Source organism: Pseudomonas chlororaphis (assembly GCA_001023535.1).
GTDB lineage: Bacteria > Pseudomonadota > Gammaproteobacteria > Pseudomonadales > Pseudomonadaceae > Aquipseudomonas > Aquipseudomonas chlororaphis_E.
Genome location: CP011020.1, coordinates 4832686 through 4849428 on the forward strand (window position 1 = coordinate 4832686; position 16743 = coordinate 4849428).

General features: G+C 64.0%; 16 protein-coding genes. 11 read left to right on the plus strand and 5 right to left on the minus strand.

The window, feature by feature from the left end; genetic code table 11:
* Positions 1–55: 55 nt before the first annotated feature.
* Both VM99_21155 and VM99_21160 read right to left on the minus strand, forming a co-directional pair.
* Positions 56–847, minus strand: a complete 792-nt coding sequence (locus tag VM99_21155) for a glycerol acyltransferase (GenBank protein AKK00458.1) — start codon at positions 845–847, stop codon at positions 56–58.
* Entirely contained in the window at positions 847–1602 is a 756-nt protein-coding gene (locus VM99_21160) for a hemolysin (protein AKK00459.1), read from the minus strand. The genes VM99_21155 and VM99_21160 overlap by 1 nt, the downstream gene beginning before the upstream one ends.
* Positions 1603–1749: 147 nt before the next feature.
* Between VM99_21160 and VM99_21165 the strand changes: the two genes are divergently transcribed.
* From VM99_21165 to VM99_21185, 5 genes are all read left to right on the plus strand, one after another.
* Positions 1750–2634: an acyl-CoA dehydrogenase gene (locus tag VM99_21165; protein ID AKK00460.1), complete on the plus strand. Its 885-nt coding sequence runs from the start codon at positions 1750–1752 to the stop codon at positions 2632–2634.
* Positions 2635–2870: 236 nt separating this feature from the next.
* On the plus strand, positions 2871–3965 hold the full coding sequence (locus VM99_21170) for a beta-lactamase (protein ID AKK00461.1): 1095 nt from the start codon (positions 2871–2873) through the stop codon (positions 3963–3965).
* Complete coding sequence (locus tag VM99_21175) at positions 3962–4273, plus strand: amidase (protein ID AKK00462.1); 312 nt, start codon at positions 3962–3964, stop codon at positions 4271–4273. The genes VM99_21170 and VM99_21175 overlap by 4 nt, the downstream gene beginning before the upstream one ends.
* 234 nt (positions 4274–4507) lie before the next feature.
* The gene (locus VM99_21180; protein ID AKK00463.1) at positions 4508–5098 is read left to right on the plus strand and encodes a hypothetical protein; all 591 of its coding nucleotides are present in this window, start codon (positions 4508–4510) and stop codon (positions 5096–5098) included.
* Between the two features lies 1 nt (position 5099).
* Positions 5100–6257, plus strand: coding sequence for a phospholipase (locus VM99_21185; GenBank protein AKK00464.1), 1158 nt, complete (start codon positions 5100–5102; stop codon positions 6255–6257).
* A gap of 132 nt (positions 6258–6389) precedes the next feature.
* On the opposite strand, the gene VM99_21190 is transcribed toward VM99_21185, so the two are convergent.
* A complete protein-coding gene (locus VM99_21190) occupies positions 6390–8681 on the minus strand; it encodes a beta-D-glucoside glucohydrolase (GenBank protein AKK00465.1) in 2292 nt (763 codons plus the stop codon).
* A gap of 247 nt (positions 8682–8928) precedes the next feature.
* On the opposite strand from VM99_21190, the gene VM99_21195 reads away from it, so the two are divergent.
* The 5 genes from VM99_21195 to VM99_21215 all read left to right on the plus strand — a co-directional run bounded on the left by VM99_21195 (position 8929) and on the right by VM99_21215 (position 13223).
* A complete protein-coding gene (locus tag VM99_21195) occupies positions 8929–9537 on the plus strand; it encodes a lipoprotein (GenBank protein AKK00466.1) in 609 nt (202 codons plus the stop codon).
* 28 nt (positions 9538–9565) lie between these two features.
* Complete coding sequence (locus tag VM99_21200) at positions 9566–10336, plus strand: methanol dehydrogenase (GenBank protein AKK00467.1); 771 nt, start codon at positions 9566–9568, stop codon at positions 10334–10336.
* Between the two features lie 28 nt (positions 10337–10364).
* Positions 10365–10982, plus strand: coding sequence for a membrane protein (locus tag VM99_21205; protein ID AKK00468.1), 618 nt, complete (start codon positions 10365–10367; stop codon positions 10980–10982).
* A 243-nt stretch (positions 10983–11225) separates the two neighbouring features.
* The gene (locus VM99_21210) at positions 11226–12440 is read left to right on the plus strand and encodes a methyltransferase (GenBank protein AKK00469.1); all 1215 of its coding nucleotides are present in this window, start codon (positions 11226–11228) and stop codon (positions 12438–12440) included.
* A 201-nt stretch (positions 12441–12641) separates the two neighbouring features.
* Positions 12642–13223, plus strand: a complete 582-nt coding sequence (locus VM99_21215) for a glutamine amidotransferase (GenBank protein AKK00470.1) — start codon at positions 12642–12644, stop codon at positions 13221–13223.
* A gap of 50 nt (positions 13224–13273) precedes the next feature.
* Here VM99_21215 and VM99_21220 read toward each other — a convergent pair whose 3' ends face one another.
* Positions 13274–14293, minus strand: a complete 1020-nt coding sequence (locus VM99_21220) for a hypothetical protein (protein AKK00471.1) — start codon at positions 14291–14293, stop codon at positions 13274–13276.
* 140 nt (positions 14294–14433) lie between these two features.
* Between VM99_21220 and VM99_21225 the strand changes: the two genes are divergently transcribed.
* Entirely contained in the window at positions 14434–15582 is a 1149-nt protein-coding gene (locus VM99_21225; protein ID AKK00472.1) for an alcohol dehydrogenase, read from the plus strand.
* On the opposite strand, the gene VM99_21230 is transcribed toward VM99_21225, so the two are convergent.
* Positions 15579–16742 carry an MFS transporter gene (locus tag VM99_21230; GenBank protein AKK00473.1) on the minus strand — a complete coding sequence of 388 codons (1164 nt, stop codon included), beginning with the start codon at positions 16740–16742 and terminating at the stop codon, positions 15579–15581. The two genes, VM99_21225 and VM99_21230, sit on opposite strands and share 4 nt — an antisense overlap.
* Position 16743 lies beyond the last annotated feature (1 nt).

The window sequence follows — 16743 nt, forward strand, 5'->3', positions numbered from 1 at the left end:
CTGCCGTCTTCGCGAGCAAGCCCGCTCCCACAAGGGATCTGTACAGCGATTCGGATCAGGCCGCGATGGCGGGGCGCATTGGCACTGGCTGCTTTTCGGGCACGGCGCCGAACAACGCCTTGTGCACCGCTTGCTGCGCCTGGAACGCCAGGGCCGCACGCTCCTGGCCGTGGCAGGCGATGGGTTGCAGCAGATGGATGTGCACGTCGCCCCGGTCGTTGGCGAACAACCGCATCAGGTGCGACAACAGGTCGTCGTCGCCAATGAACGGCGCCAGCGAATCAGGCTCGCCATTGCGCAGGTAACGGATCGCCACCGGCTGCAACGCCACGTCCGCATCGATGGCCGCCGAGAGCAAGCGACCATGGAAGGTGCGCAACGAACGGCCATCGGTGGTGGTGCCCTCCGGAAACATCAGCAGCGGGTGGTCCTGCTCCAGATGACGGCTCATTTGCTTGCGGATCAACTGGCTGTCGCCCGAGCCGCGACGGATGAACAGGCTACCGGCCTTGGCGGCCAGCCATCCGGCGACCGGCCAGGTACGCACTTCGGCCTTGGACAGGAACGACAGCGGCGTGAGCATGCCCAGCAGCGGGATGTCGGTCCAGGACACGTGGTTGCTGACCCACAGCATCGGCCGTTGCGGCAGTTGCCCATGGACGGTGACGGAAAAGGGCAGGGCATTGCTCAGCCGTGCCATGAAAAAACGCGACCAACGCTGGCGCCGCACCATGGAGTTGGCAATCCCCAGGCGTTCGAACAGGCCGAAAATGCTCGCCATGCAAAGGCCCAGTGTCACCACCAGCAACACCCGCGCGATCCGCGCGTACACGCGCAACCGGCTCATCACACGGCTGCCTTGAAGTGGCGGGCGTAGCGCGGGCAGAGTTCGTCGCGCTTGAGCAGGATGAACACGTCGGCCACTTGGAAATCCTCGTCCCAGCAAGGCTCGCCGCAGATTTTCGCACCCAGGCGCATGTAGGCCTTCAGCAGCGGGGGCATCTCGGCGATGACGTTGGACGGCACGTCGAGGGTCGGCAGCGGTTTTTTCGGTACGGCTTGCAGGTGTTCGGTGCACAGGTAGCGTTCGCGCAGGCGCTGCATGATTGCCTGGGCCTGGATGCCGCCATCTTGCATCGGAATGCTCGCGCAGCCCATCAGGTAGCTGTAGCCGCCTTCGTTCAAAACTTCGGCCAGCTCGCCCCAGAGCACGGCGATGGTGCCGCCGTTGCGGTAGGCCGGGTCGACGCAGGTGCGGCCGATTTCCAGGATCGGGCCCTTGAGGTGGACCAGGCCATGGAGACTGAATTCTTCTTCGCTGTAGAACCGGCCCAGGCTGCTGGCGGCCTGGTGGTCGAGCAGGCGGGTGGTCGCCACGAGGCGGCCGGTGTTCAGGTCGCGTACGCCGATGTGGGCGCAGTGAACATCATAGTCGTCCATGTCCAGACCCATTTCCGCGCCTTTGAGCTTGGCGTTGAATTCGCCACTGAAGACGTTGAAGCGCAGGGCCTGGGCTTCTTGCAAGGCCTGGGCGCCGATCAGGCGTTCGGCTTGCAGGCGGCGTTCATTGCCGGTGTCGCTGATGCGGGCGATCTGGGTCATAGCGAATCTCCGTGCTGGCCGTCTTAAGGTTGCAGCCAATCAACTTTCTTTATGCAGCCATGTTGTGCAAAGTCAGGCTATGTAGCCCCGGTGTCATCGCCATGAAGCTTTGGTGATGCTTATATGACAGCCTTCGAGGAGCCGCCCATGCCCTGGCAAAACCTGATCGAACGCAGTGAACGCCTGCCCGCCCACCCGGACCTGGCCGAGGGTTACGCGACCTTGCAGCAGCGATTGGGACCGGTGACGCCGTTCGAACTGGCGGTGGCCGGCGCACGGTTGATGGCGACGCCGGGGCTGGCGTTCCTGGTGGGCTATCAGGCGGCGTTGCGCGCGCTCTGGCCCAGTGCGCCCCAGGGCCTGGGCGCGCTGTGTGCCACCGAGCAGCGCAGCCTGCGCCCGGCCGACCTGCACACCCGCCTCGACGACTTGCGCCTGAGCGGGCGCAAGGACTTCGTCACCGCCGGCGACGCCGCCGAGTGGCTGCTCATCGCCGCTCGCAGCGAAGCACCGGGGCAAACGCCGCGGCTGAGCCTGGCGGTGGTCTACCCCGGCGAGCCTGGCGTGCACCTGGAAACACTCCCGGCCATGCCCCTGATGCCCGACATCAGCCATGGTCGCGTACGCCTTGAGGGCGCGTTGTGCGAATTGCTCGCGGGCGATGGCTGGGATGCCTATGTGAAACCGTTCCGCACCCTGGAAGACCTTTACGTACTCAGCGCCATGACTGCCTGGCTGTATGGCGTGGGGCAAGAGTGCGACTGGCCCCAGGCGCTGCAACTACGCTTGCTGGCGCTGCTCGCCGGGTGCGCGGAGGTGAGCCGGCACAACCCTTCCAGCGCCGCCGGGCATGTACTGCTGGGTGGCTTGTTCGCTCAGTTCCAGGGGCTGGAGGGGGAATTGAATGCCGCACTGGCCGCCGGGCCGACGCCCTGGCGCGAGATGTGGACGCGGGATAAAGCAGTGATGGACATGGCGGCGGGCGCGCGGGCCAAGCGGTTGGCCAAGGCGTTGGGCAGCACGGCTAAGTGACCCACCCCTGTGAGGGCGAGCAAGCACCCACCCGAGATTTGGCGTGTACGCTGCCTTTGCATGCACCACCTGACTCTGTGGGAGCGGGCTTGCCCGCGAAGACGGCGGCACATTCAGCCTCTTCATGACAGACACGCCGCTTTCGCGACCAAGCTCGCTCCCACCTCCCGCCCTGGCACTCAAACTGTCATCAAGCTCGACTAGGATCAGCAGGTTCAATCCTGCGAGCCCCACGCATGTCCAAAGGCTGGTTGCTGATCCCGCTCCTGCTGCTCACCCTGAGCGCCCACGCCGAAGACTGGCCTGGCGAGCAATGGCCCACCGGCCCTGCAACCAGTGGGCCGGCGGTTGAAGCCCTGGAGCAATACGCTTTCCCGGCTCGGGACGACGCCACCCGCCAAGGCATCCGTACCGACGCGCTGCTGGTGATCCGCGACGGTCGCCTGGTCTACGAACGTTACGCCGGGCCGAACAGCGCCGACACCCCGCACCTGACCTGGTCCATCAGCAAAAGCCTGCTGGCGACGCTGTTCGGCGTGGCCTACGGGGAGCGGCTGTTCGATCTGCAGGACCCGGCCGCCCGGTATTACCCGGCCCTGGACCAGCAGCCGACGATGACCCTGGCGGATCTGTTCCACTGGGCGTCCGGCCTGGACTGGCAGGAGGACTACGAATACGCGCCGCTCAATTCGTCGGTGGTGGCGATGCTGTACACCCGCGGACGCCACGACATGGCGGCGTTCACCGCACGGCATGAGCGCTACAGCCCACCGGGTCAGGCGTTCCGTTACTCCAGCGGCGACAGCAACCTGCTGGCGGCGGCGCTGAGGAACATCGTCGGGCCGCAGCGTTATCCCGATTACCCCTGGACGGCCCTGTTCGAACCGCTGGGCATTCGCCGCGCCACTTGGGAAAGCGATACCAGTGGCACGTTCGTCGGTTCGTCCTATGCCTACCTCACGGCACGGGACCTGGCGCGGGTGGGGCTGTTGATGCAGCGCGACGGACGCTGGGGTGAGCGGCAACTGATCCCCAAGGCCTGGGTCGCGTTCAACCGCGAGCCCTTCGTCCACTTCCAGGCCGGCCAGGATGAAGCGGTTCCCGGAGGCCATTGGTGGCTCAATCGCGCCGCCGACCCGGCCATCCATCCTTGGCCCGATGCGCCGCCGGATACGTTCGCCGCGCTGGGCCATTGGGGCCAGGCGTTGTACGTCATTCCCAGCGTGAAGTTGGTAATCGTGCGCTACGGCGACGACCGCGACGGCTTGTATCGCCACAACGAACTGCTCAAGCGTGCGATGGCGGCGTTCGCCGAAACGGTGCAGCCATGAAGCGGCGCTGGCTGCTCGTGCTGTTGGCGGTTCTGTTCGTGGCGCTGGCCAGTTGGCTCTGGCGCGAGCGAACGGCGCTGCGGGTCTTTCCGGACATCATCAGCGCCTACACCGCCAAGGAGTACTGCTCGTGCCGCTACGTGATGCTGCAACCGGCCGACTATTGCCGTGGCTATGTGAAACAGTCGGTGCCCATCAGCGCATTCCTGGAAACCCCCGAGGCCAAACGCGTCACCGTCAGCGGCTTGGGTCGTAGCCACAGCGCGCGGTGGCTGGGAGAGCGGCAGGGGTGTCGGTTGGAGCCCTGAAAGCTGACTTTGGCGATTGCCTTTTGTGGCGAGGGAACTTGCTTGCGCTCGAGTGTGCAGCGCTCGCAAATTCTTCAGTCGGTCGTAATCTTGGGGCTGCCTCGCAGCCCAGCGGGAGCAAGCTCCCTCGCCACGGAATGTGTGGATAGCCGGTTCACTGTTGCAACAGACAGTTTGCAAGCGGCCCTGGCCCGGTTAAGGTTCGCCACAGGTTTATCTGTCTGCCGAGTGTGTATGTTCAAGCGGTCTCTCTCCCACGCCGTCGCTACCTTGCTACTGGCCTGCGCCGCGCTGCCGGCCCAGGCCAACTGGTACCTGGACGGTGAATCGTCGCGGCTGTCGTTCATCAGCAGCAAGAACGGCAATGTCTCCGAGGTCCAGCGGTTCCTGGTGCTTCATGGTCAAGTCCAGCCCAATGGGCTGGCGCGCCTGGAAGTGGAACTCGACTCCATCAACAGCGGCATCCCCCTGCGGGACGAGCGCATGCGCGCCGAGCTGTTCGAGGTCAAGCAGTTTGCCGAAGCGACGGCCACCGCGCAGATCGACCTGGCACCCATCCAGGACCTGGCCAACGGCGCGCAACTGGAACTGCGCCTGCCGCTGACGGTGGACTTGCATGGCAAGCAGCATGAGTACAACGTCGAGCTGCTGGCCACTCGCCTGGATGAACGCCGCTTCCAGGTGGTGACCCTGGAGCCGGTGGTACTCGACGCCGCGGATTTCGAACTGGCGCCGGGCCTGGAAAAACTGCGCCATCTGGCCGGGTTGTCGGCCATCAGCCTCTCGGTGCCGGTCAATGCGGTGCTGATCTTTACGGCGCGCTGACATGAGCGGCCCGGTCTTCCCCTGGCGTGACGGCAACCGCTTCGAGCTGCTGATCGACGGGCCGCAATTCTTCCCGCGCATGCTGGTGGAAATCGCCCGCGCCCAGGAACAGGTCGAGCTGGAACTGTACCTGGTGGAAGCGGGGCACTGTGCCGAGGCGATGGTCCAGGCCCTGGTGCAGGCGGCCGAGCGCGGTGTTCGCGTGCGGTGCCTGTTCGACGACTACGGCAGCCTGGCGTTTACCCTCAGCCTGCGCAATCGCCTGGTCGAAGCCGGGGTGGAGCTGCGTTTCTACAACCGCCTGAGCTGGCGGCGTTGGGTGCGCAATTTCTACCGTGACCACCGCAAGTTGTTGCTGGTGGACCAGCGCTTGGCAGTGGTGGGCGGCACCGGCGTGACCGATGAATTCTGGAACCCCCTGGATGATCGCAGCGAATGGCACGAGGTGATGGTGGAAATCGTCGGCCCGCTGGTGCTCGACTGGCAGTTGCTGTTTGACCGCCAGTGGCTCGCCAACCGTCATCGGCGCGCCTGGAAGCCGGCTTCCAACTTCGGCTTGCCGCGCCTGCCACGTGTTCCGCCGGCGGGCGAGGGCATGGGGCGGGTGGCGTATGCCGACGCCCGCCAGCACCGCGACATCCTGCAATCATTGTCCCGGGCGCTGAACAGCGGCCAGAAACGCATCTGGATGGCGACCCCGTATTTCCTGCCGACGTGGAACGTCCGGCGCTCCCTGCGCAAGGCAGCGGCCCGGGGTATCGACGTGCGCCTGCTGTTGACCGGCCCGCGCACCGACCACCCCTCCGTGCGCTACGCCGGGCACCGTTACTACCCGCGATTGCTCAAGGCCGGGGTGAAGATCTTTGAGTACCAGCCCTGTTTCCTGCACCTGAAGATGGTGCTGGTGGACGACTGGGTCAGCATCGGCTCGTGTAACTTCGATCACTGGAACCTGCGCTTCAACCTGGAAGCCAACCTCGAAGCCCTGGACCCCGGGCTCAGCCAGGCGGTGGCGGCGAGTTTCGAGCGCGATTTCAGCCAGAGCCTGCAAGTCAGCCTCGACGCCTGGCGGCGCCGACCGCTGTGGAAGCGGTTCAAGCAGCGGCTGTGGGGATGGGTGGACCGGTTGGTGGTGAACCTGTTGGATCGGCGAGGCTAGCCTGAACACCCAGATACAACGGTGGGAACGAGCTTGCTCGCGATGGCGGTCTGATGTTCGACATCTGAGTTGAATGTTAAGCCGCTATCGCGAGCAAGCTCGCTCCCACATGGGTTTTGTGTTGCCTGGGGATCAGAGCAACTCAAAACTCTGTTGCTTCACATCCTGGGAGTCCAGGCCGATCTGCACATTGAACTTGCCCGGTTCGGCGGCGTACTTGAGCTGGGCATTGAAGAACTTCAGGTCATCCTCGCTGATGGTGAAGTGGACGACCTTCTTCTCGCCGGCCTTGAGCATCACCTTGCGGAAGTTCTTCAGTTCCTTCACCGGGCGGATGATCGAGCCCGTCACGTCCTGGATGTACAACTGCACCACGGTCTCGCCGTCACGCTTGCCGGTGTTCTCCACCGTCACGCTGGCGTCGAGCTTGCCGGTCTTGTTCAGCGTGGTCGACGACAGGGCCATGTCCGACAGGCTGAACTCGGTGTAGCTCAGGCCGTAGCCGAAGGGGTAGAGCGGGCCGGTGGTGTCGTCGAAGTATTGCGAGGTGTAGTTGCCTGGCTTGCCGGGTGTGAACGGCCGGCCGATGCTCAGGTGGTTGTAGTAGGTCGGAATCTGCCCAACCGAACGTGGGAAAGTGATCGGCAGCTTGCCCGATGGGTTGTAGTCGCCAAACAGCACGTCGGCGATGGCATTGCCGCCCTCGGTGCCGCTGAACCAGGTTTCCAGGATCGCATCGGCCTGTTGCTGTTCTTCCAGCAACGACAGCGGACGGCCGTTCATCAACACCAGCACCAGCGGCTTGCCGGTGGCTTTCAGGGCCTTGATCAACTCGCGTTGGCTGGCCGGGATGTTCAGTTCGGTGCGGCTTGAGGACTCGTGGGACATGCCACGGGATTCACCCACCGCGGCCACCACCACATCGGCGTCCTTGGCGGCTTTCACCGCTTCGTCGATCAGCACCTGGGCCGGACGCGGGTCGTCCACCACTTCCGGGGCATCGAAGTTGAGGAAGTTCAGGTAGTCGAGCACCTTCTTGTCGCTGGTGATGTTGGCGCCACGGGCGTAGACCAGTTTCGACTCGGCGCCCAGGGCGCGGGTCATGCCGTCGAACAGCGTGACCGACTGCGCAGGGCGCCCGGCGGCGGCCCAACTGCCCATCATGTCGATCGGTGCCTTGGCCAGCGGGCCGACCAAGGCGATTTTCGCGCTCTTTTTCAGGGGCAGGGTCTGGTTGCGGTTCTCCAGCAACACCAGGCTGCGGCGTGCCACGTCACGGGCGTCGGCGCGGTGCAGGCGGCTTTCGGCGTAGGTGTCGGCCGGGTCATCCTCGGCCTTGCCGATGCGCAGGTACGGGTCCTTGAACAGGCCCATGTCGTACTTGGCAGCCAGCACTTCACGCACCGCGTTGTCGATGTCGCTCTGCTCGATCTCGCCGGACTTGAGCAGCCCCGGCAATTCCTTGCCATACAGCGAGTCGTTCATGCTCATGTCGATGCCGGCCTTGATCGCCAGCTTCGCCGCTTCGCGACCGTCCCGGGCGACGCCGTGCTTGATCAGTTCGAAGATCGCGCCGTGATCGCTCACGGCCAGGCCCTTGAAGCCCCACTCCTTGCGCAGCAGGTCGTGCATCAGCCAGGTGTTGGCCGTGGCCGGTATGCCGTTGATGGAGTTCAGCGCGACCATTACCCCGCCGGCGCCGGCATCGATGGCGGCGCGGTAGGGGGGCAGGTAGTCCTGGTACATTTTCACCGGGCTCATGTCCACGGTGTTGTAGTCCCGGCCGCCTTCCACGGCGCCGTACAGGGCGAAGTGCTTGACGCTGGCCATGATGCTGTCGGCGGCGTTGGCGCCGTTGCCCTGGAACGCCTTGACCATCACCCCGGCGATGCGCGACACCAGGTAGGTGTCTTCGCCAAAGCCTTCGGACGTCCGCCCCCAGCGCGGGTCGCGGGAGATGTCGACCATCGGCGCGAAGGTGATGTCCAGGCTGTCGGCAGCGGCTTCCTGGGCGGCGATGCGCCCGGAGTGGTAGATGGCGTCCATGTCCCAGCTCGACGCCAGGGCCAGGGGGATCGGGAAAATGGTGCGGTGGCCGTGGATCACGTCATAGGCGAAGAACATCGGGATCTTCAACCGGCTGCGCATGGCCGCGTCCTGCATCGGACGGTTTTCATCGCGGGTGATGGAGTTGAACGTGCCGCCGATGTTCCCCGCGGCGATTTCCTTGCGGATCATCTCCCGGGGCATTTCCGGGCCGATGCTAATCAGCCGCAACTGGCCGATCTTCTCTTCGAGGGTCATCTGCTTCATCAGGTTGCTGATGAAGGCATCCTTGTTCTCTATGGGGGCTGGCAGGTTGTCGGCTACTACGGATTGACTGGCCAGGGTGACAAACAGGCCCAGCAAACACAGCTTCTTCATGAATAGTTTTCTCGCAAGCCTAAAGGGCGGTGAGCACACGCCGGTCAGCCAAAATGTGAGGAGCGGCTATTGTTGTTCGGTCAAATACAGCACACTTTCGAGCCCGGTGGGCTGAACTTAGTTTCGCACCGCGCATCTTTTAGCCCATCGCCCTGATTGAATCCAGTGCGGCGGCAGATTATGCCCTAGACGCCGAGGCGATAGGTGGCCGCGTTTTTTAATGTCATGCAAGGGAGAGCTTCACCCGATGAATCTACGACTGAACCACCGCAGCGGCTTACAGGTGCTGGTGCTGATGCTGTTCACCACGCTGCTGGCCGGTTGCGGCATCAACAACATCCCGACCCTGGACGAACAGGCCAAGGCCGCCTGGGGCCAGGTGCAGAACCAGTACCAGCGGCGTGCCGACCTGATCCCCAACCTGGTGGAAACCGTCAAGGGCTACGCCCAGCATGAACAGGAAACCCTCACCGCCGTGGTCGAGGCCCGGGCCAAGGCCACGTCGATCCAGGTCGATGCCAGCACCCTGGACAACCCGGAAAAACTCAAGCAGTTCCAGCAGGCACAGGATCAACTGTCCGGGGCATTGAGCCGGCTGATGGTGGTGTCCGAACGTTATCCGGACCTCAAGGCCAACCAGAACTTCCTGGCCCTGCAATCGCAACTCGAAGGCACCGAGAACCGCATCGCCGTGGCCCGTCGCGACTTCATCCTGGCGGTGCAGCAGTACAACACCGAGATCCGTACCTTCCCGGGACGCCTGTGGCACAGCGTGATGTACAGCGACCTGCCGGTCCGCCAGACCTTCGAGGCCACCAGCCCCGATGCCGAGAAAGCGCCCCAGGTGAAGTTCTGATCGGTACCCGGCGCCTACAGGAGTTCCAATGCGCGTGTTGAAATTTGGCCTGGTGCTGTTGCTCTGGGTGTTTGCAGTCACGGCCCAGGCCGAGTTGAAGTTTCCGGCGCTGACCGGGCGGGTGGTGGACACCGCCCAGTTGCTTGAGCCGGCGGTGCGCGAGCAACTGGATGCGCAGCTCAAGTCCCATGAGCAGGCGACCGGCGAGCAGGTGGTCGTCGTCACGGTGCCAGACCTGCAAGGCGCCAGGATCGAGGACTTCGGCTATCTGCTCGGGCGCCACTGGGGCATCGGGCAGAAGGATAAAAACAACGGCGCCCTGCTGATCGTCGCCCGGGATGACCGTAAACTGCGCATCGAGGTGGGCTACGGCCTGGAGGACCGCCTGACCGACGCCCAGAGTTCGGTGATCATCAACCAGGTGATCACCCCGGCGTTCAAGACCGGCAACTTCAACAAGGGCATCAGCGACGGCGTGTCGGCGATGCTGGTGGTGCTGGGCGGCAGCCCGCTGGATGAACCGGCGCCGGTGTACAGCACGGACGAGCAGCAGGAGGGCGATTTCGTCCAGCGGCACCCGTGGCTGTTCGTCCTGCTGGTGATGCTGTTTATCATCACCGTGATGGTGTGCCAGGTGCTGGGCATCCTGCCCGTAAGCATCGGCAGCTCCAGCGGTTCCAGTAGCAGTGGTTCCAGTGGTGGTTTTGGCGGCGGTGACTCCAGCGACGGAGGGGGCGGCGGAGGCTTCAGCGGGGGCGGTGGCAGTTTTGGAGGCGGCGGTTCGTCGGGCGGCTGGTGACAATAATAATGAACGGGCATTTCTAACCATGGCATTACTGACTGAACACGAACAACGCAAGGTGGCCGAGGCCATTGCCCGGGTCGAGCAGGATACCGACGCCGAGCTGGTCACGGTGCTCGCCGCCCGTGCCGACGACTATGCCTACATCCCGCTGCTGTGGGCCAGCCTGCTGGCCCTGGTGGTGCCCGGCGTGGTGCATTACCTCACGGGCTGGCTGGCGATGCACAGTTTGCTGCTGGTGCAATGGCTCAGCTTCATCGGCTTGTGCCTGGTGTTTCGCATTCCCCGCATCACCACGCACCTGATCCCCCGTTCCGTACGGCATTGGCGCGCCTCCAACCTGGCGCGCCGGCAGTTCCTCGAACAGAACCTGCACCACACGGTGGGCGGCACGGGCATGTTGATCTTCGTCTGCGAGGCCGAGCGCTACGTGGAAATCCTGGTGGACGAGGGCATTTCCAAGCGCCTCGACAACAAGCATTGGGACGCCATCGTCGCCACGTTCACCCAGCAGGTGCGCCAGGGCCAGACGTTGCAGGGCTTCGTGAACTGCATCGAAGCCTGCGGCACCTTGCTCAAGGAACACGTGCCGGTGACCCAGGCGCGCAATGAATTGCCGAACCGGTTGGTGGTGTTGGGCTGAAGATCTGCTGTCGAACATCGTTGTGGCGAGGGGATTTATCCCCGCTGGGGGCGAAGCCCCCCAAAGAGCCGACGGCTGGAACGCCAAGCGATCTGGTCGCCTGTTTTTTTGAGGGCTGCTGCGCAGCCCAACGGGGATAAATCCCCTCGCCACATTAATTTCCCAATTCCCCGTGCCCTCGAACCCCATCCCCCCTAAAATACCCACCACTCCCGTTTCGCCCCGCCCCGAGGCCGCTTGTTCATGTCCGTTACCGCCACCCCCGCCCGTCCCGCGCCGGATCATCACGCCCAGTTCATCGAGCTGTTGCGCACCAGCCTTGCGCAAAACGCTTTCATCAAACTGGTACTGGCCAAGCATGTCGGGGATGAAGCGGACCTCCAGCGGTTGATCATCAAGCCGCTGACGGTCAAGGAGCAGCCGTGCCTGTCCTTCGTCTACCGCTACAAGACCCGCGACATCACCAAGAATTTCCCATTGGCCGAAGGGGTGGACACCGTTGCTGCGCTCTTGCCGGCGTCGTTCAAGAATGCGCACCTGCTGGCGGTCACCGACGAAGCGCAGCTGGAATACAGCAAGAAGGGCAAGCCTTCGCTGTTCAGGAGCAAGCCCCAGCAGTTGCGTGAGGTGCCGTCCGGCGAGCACAACCGCGAGAAGAACCGCTTCCTCGACCTGAGCCGGCCGTTCCTTGCCGACCTGGGTGTGACCAACCACAAGCACGAGCTGATCCCCGCGATGTCGCGCAAGTGGAAGCAGATCAACAAGTTCATCGAAGTGTTCAGCCATGCGCTGACGTCTTCGCCCCTGGCCCTGGACAAGCCGGTACGGGTCTCGGATTTCGGCTCGGGCAAGGGCTACCTGACCTTCGCCATCCACGATTACCTGCGCAACACCTTGCAGGCCGAGGGCGTGGTCACCGGTGTCGAGCTGCGCGAAGACATGGTCAAGCTGTGCAACGAAGCGGCGGCGCGCCTGGAGCATCCGGGCCTGAGCTTCCAGCACGGTGACGTGCGCAGCGTCGCGCCGAGCGCGGTGGACGTGATGATCGCCTTGCACGCCTGCGACATCGCCACCGACTACGCGATCCACATGGGCATTCGCTCCGGCGCCTCGATCATCATGTGTTCGCCGTGCTGCCACAAACAGATCCGCCTGCAGATCCAGAGCCCAGCCTTGCTCAAGCCCATGCTGCAATACGGCCTGCACCTGGGCCAGCAGGCGGAAATGGTCACCGACAGTCTGCGGGCGCTGTTCCTCGAAGCCTGTGGCTACGAAACCAAGGTGTTCGAGTTCATCTCCCTGGAACACACCAACAAGAACAAGATGATCCTGGCGGTCAAGCGCGCCGAACCCATCGATACGACCGAACTGCTGCGCAAGATCCAGGAACTCAAGGCGTTCTATCACGTCACCGAGCATTGCCTGGAGACCCTGCTGCGCGCGGATGGACACCTCTGACGCCGCCCCTGTGGGAGCGAGCTTGCTCGCGAAAGCGGTACATCAGCCCCATTGCCGTGGGCTGACACACCGCCATCGCGAGCAGACCTATTTCTCTCTCCTCGTGCAGCCCGTCCGGTAATGCCGGGTTGGCGCTGCATGGCCGGGCCACCGGGCTACCTTTAATGCGTTCACCCTTCTCGCATACAAAGGAGCTCAACCATGGCCGCCAAGAAAATCCTGATGCTGGTCGGCGATTACGTCGAAGACTATGAAGTGATGGTGCCGTTCCAGGCCTTGCAGATGGTCGGCCATACCGTGCACGCGGTGTGCCCGGACAAGAACGCCGGGCAGACGGTGCGCACGGCGATCCACGATTTCGAAGGTGACCAGACCTATAGCGAAAAGCCTGGGCACCTGTTTGCCCTCAACCATGACTTCGCCACTGTCGCCGCCGCCGACTACGACGCATTGCTGATCCCGGGCGGGCGTGCGCCGGAATACCTGCGCCTGAATGAAACGGTGCTGCAACTGGTGCGGGATTTCGATCTGGCCGGCAAGCCGATCGCGGCGGTTTGCCACGGCGCGCAATTACTGGCGGCCGCCGGCATCCTCGAAGGTCGCGAATGCAGTGCTTACCCGGCCTGCGCCCCGGAAGTGCGGCTGGCCGGAGGCACCTACATCGACATTCCGGTGACTCAAGGCCATGTCCAGGGCAACCTGGCGACCGCTCCGGCCTGGCCGGCACATCCGAACTGGCTGGCGGGGTTCCTGACCTTGCTGGGCACGGCGATCACGTTATAGCCATGTCGCCAGGCATCGCCAGCGTCTAGGCCACGATGGGGGGGGGGCGGTCAAACCTCCACCGGCACCGCCAGCTTCGGATCGCCCAGGGGATGACTCTTGGCGTCGAAGAACCGCAGCTCCACCGCCAACCCCTGGAACACGTTGGCGTAGTGGCGCTTCTGGTGCTGGATGAACGCCTGGCTGCGCGGGTAGATCGAGATCGCCACGACCTTGGGGGCCGCCAGGCGAAGGGCGTCGACGATGTGCCGGTCCTGCTCGCCGAGGGCATGGCCGAACAGGCACAGGTTGTCGCCGTGATGCAGCAACTGGTCGTAGCAGAATGACAGGTAGTCGGAGCTGCGGATGGTCTTGAGCTTGTCCTGGCTCGGGCCTTCATTCACGAACAGCGGCACATCGTCGAGGGTCTTGAGCGTGTTGTTGATGGCGAAGCTGCCCAGCAACGTGCCTTCGGTGGAGCTCAACCTGCGCGCCATGCCGTCCTGGTTGCGCACCAGGTGCAGGCCGCCGTGCAGGTACAGCAGGCGCGGTTTGTCGGTGCTCGCCTGGCTCAGGTCGAAATGGTGATCGCTGCCCGTGAACAGGTCGGTGAGGGTGCCCGGCGCGTGCTGGATCGCCCAGTGATTGAGCAGGTCGTAGTTGGTGGTGAACACCGTGCGGTAGTGGCTCAACGCCTGATTGAGCGTCGCCAGCGTGGAAGGCTGCACCAGTCGCCACGGGATATGCACCGCGTGCACGGTATTGATCAGCGCTTCCTTGATCGCGTAATAGCGATTGCGCGGGGCGGCGGAGCTGACGGCCAGGGCCTTGTTGACCCGGCTGGTGGTCTTGAGCGCGCCGAGCACCTGCTCGAAGCTGCGCGTCTGCATCGCATCGAACACACTCAACTCCGACGGGCTCAGGGGCTTTTCCTCGACGGTGCGGGCGTTTTCGAACAGTGAGTCGTAGCCGAAATCGTCCCACACCGCGCGGCTGGCACCATTGCCCAACAGCAGGCCGCTGAAGTCGGTGCTGGCCTGCAGGGCCGCCCAATCTTCAAGCCGGGCGTCGTATTCGTGGAAATCGGTCATCGCGAAGCTCATCCAAAACGTGGCAAAGGCAGGGCGCGACTTTATCACGACAAACTCTTGAGCCAGATCAAGGAACGCCGTGACTGATCGGTCAATCCTGTATGCCCCTACCGATCCGGTCTCTTCCAGGAGCGTGTCCCATGAGCAGCACCTTTTTCATTCCAGCCGTGAACATCATGGGCCTGGGTTGCCTCGACGAGGCGATGACCGCCATTCGCAACTACGGTTTTCGCAAGGCCTTGATCGTCACCGACGCTGGGTTGGCGAAGGCCGGCGTGGCCGGCAAGGTGGCTGAGCTGCTGGCAGTCCAGGACGTCGATGCGGTGATTTTCGACGGCGCCAAGCCCAATCCAAGCATTGCCAACGTCGAGCTTGGGCTGGGGCTGCTGAAGGAGAGCGGGTGCGACTTCGTCGTGTCGCTCGGCGGAGGTTCGCCCCACGATTGCGCCAAGGGCATTGCCCTTTGCGCCACCAACGGCGGGCAGATCCGTGACTATGAAGGCGTGGACCGTTCCAGCAAGCCGCAACTGCCACTGATCGCCATCAACACCACCGCCGGCACGGCCAGCGAGATGACCCGCTTCTGCATCATCACCGACGAGACGCGCCACGTGAAAATGGCGATCGTCGATCGCAACGTGACGCCATTGATGTCGGTGAACGACCCGGCGCTGATGGTCGCGATGCCCAAGGGCCTGACGGCGGCCACCGGCATGGATGCGCTGACCCATGCGGTCGAGGCGTACGTGTCCACCGCTGCCACGCCGATCACCGATGCCTGTGCCCTGAAAGCCGTCACCCTGATCAGCAACAACCTGCGCCTGGCCGTGCGCGACGGCAGCGATCTGGCGGCGCGGGAGAACATGGCCTACGCACAGTTTCTCGCCGGGATGGCGTTCAACAACGCTTCGCTGGGTTTCGTGCACGCCATGGCCCACCAACTGGGTGGCTTCTACGACTTGCCTCACGGGGTGTGCAACGCGGTGCTGTTGCCGCATGTGCAGAGTTTCAATGCCACGGTGTGCGCCGCTCGCCTGGCTGACGTGGGGCGGGCCATGGGCTTCGACGCGCCGAGTGCCACCCCGGAAGAGGGCGCACAGGCCGCCATCGCGGCGATCCGCAGCCTGGCCCAGGATGTGGACATCCCCGCCGGCTTGCGTGAATTGGGCGTACGCCTCAATGACGTACCGGTCCTGGCCTCCAATGCGCTGAAAGACGCCTGCGGCCTGACCAACCCCCGAGCAGCGGACCAGCGTCAGATCGAGGAAATTTTCCGCAGCGCGTTCTAATCGACCCGGGGCGGCCTGGACCTCACGCAGGCCATCGCCGCCACACCCAGCAAGGCGCACAACGTCGCCAGTGGCCAAGCCTGTTGGCTCAGCAACAGGCTGGCCACGGCACCGATCACCGAAGCCAGCAGTTGATGCACGAACCCGCTCAACGCCATGGCATAGGCACCGGCCACCGGCGAGCCTTGGTTGGCCAGGGACAGGCTGATGGGGTAGTTGACCGACTGGCCGAACACCGCAAAACAATAGGGCAGCCAGAACAGCAAGGCGACGTGGCTCAGCGCCAGGCTGCTGACCAACATGATCGTGCTGCCGGCCAACACCAGGGCAATGCCCCAGCCCATCATCCGCTGCTGGCCGGTACGCAGCACGAAAGCATTGACCGTCAGCGCTCCGAGCAGGTACGCCGCGCTGATCGGCCACCCCAGCAGCCCGTATTCGATGGGCGACCAGTCAAAGCCTTCCTGCAGAATCAATGGCGCTGCGGTATTGAAGGCAATGATCACGCCGTAACCCAGCCCGCCGGCCAATGCCGGTCGCAAAAAGTGACGGTGCCTGAGTATCCGGGCGTAGATTCGCCAGGCCGATGGGCTGTCCTGGCTCGGCGCCACCACCGGGAACCTGGCCCGGGAGACCGCCGCCGCCATGACCAGGCTGGTGGCGCCCAACCCTTGGAAAATCGCCTCCCAACCCAGTGCAGCCTGGATCAACGAGCCCAGGTATTGACCGATGCCGAGGGCCACCACGAAGGCGATGGATATCCATGAAAGGGCCTTGGCCAGCAGGTCACCGCTGAAACTGTCGCGAATCAGCACCCGTGCCATCACCGAGATACCGCTGGCGCCGATGCCCTGGATCAGCCTCATCGCCAGGAATGCCTCGGCGTTGCTGCCCATCGGCAAGGCCAGGTTGCTCAGGCCGTAGAGCCCCAATGCCGCCAGCAACACCACCTTGCGCCCCAGCCGCTGGCTCAGGCTCCCCCACCACAGCATCGGCAGGGCCATGCCGATCAGGTACGCCGCCAGGCCCCAGGACACCCGGGAGGCGTCGGTTCCCAGGGCCTGGGCGATGTCAGGCAGGGCCGGCAAATAGATGCTCATGCCCAGTTGTGCCAGGAACACGGTCGTGCAGGTGACGATCAGGGTGGTGCGGTTGTTCATC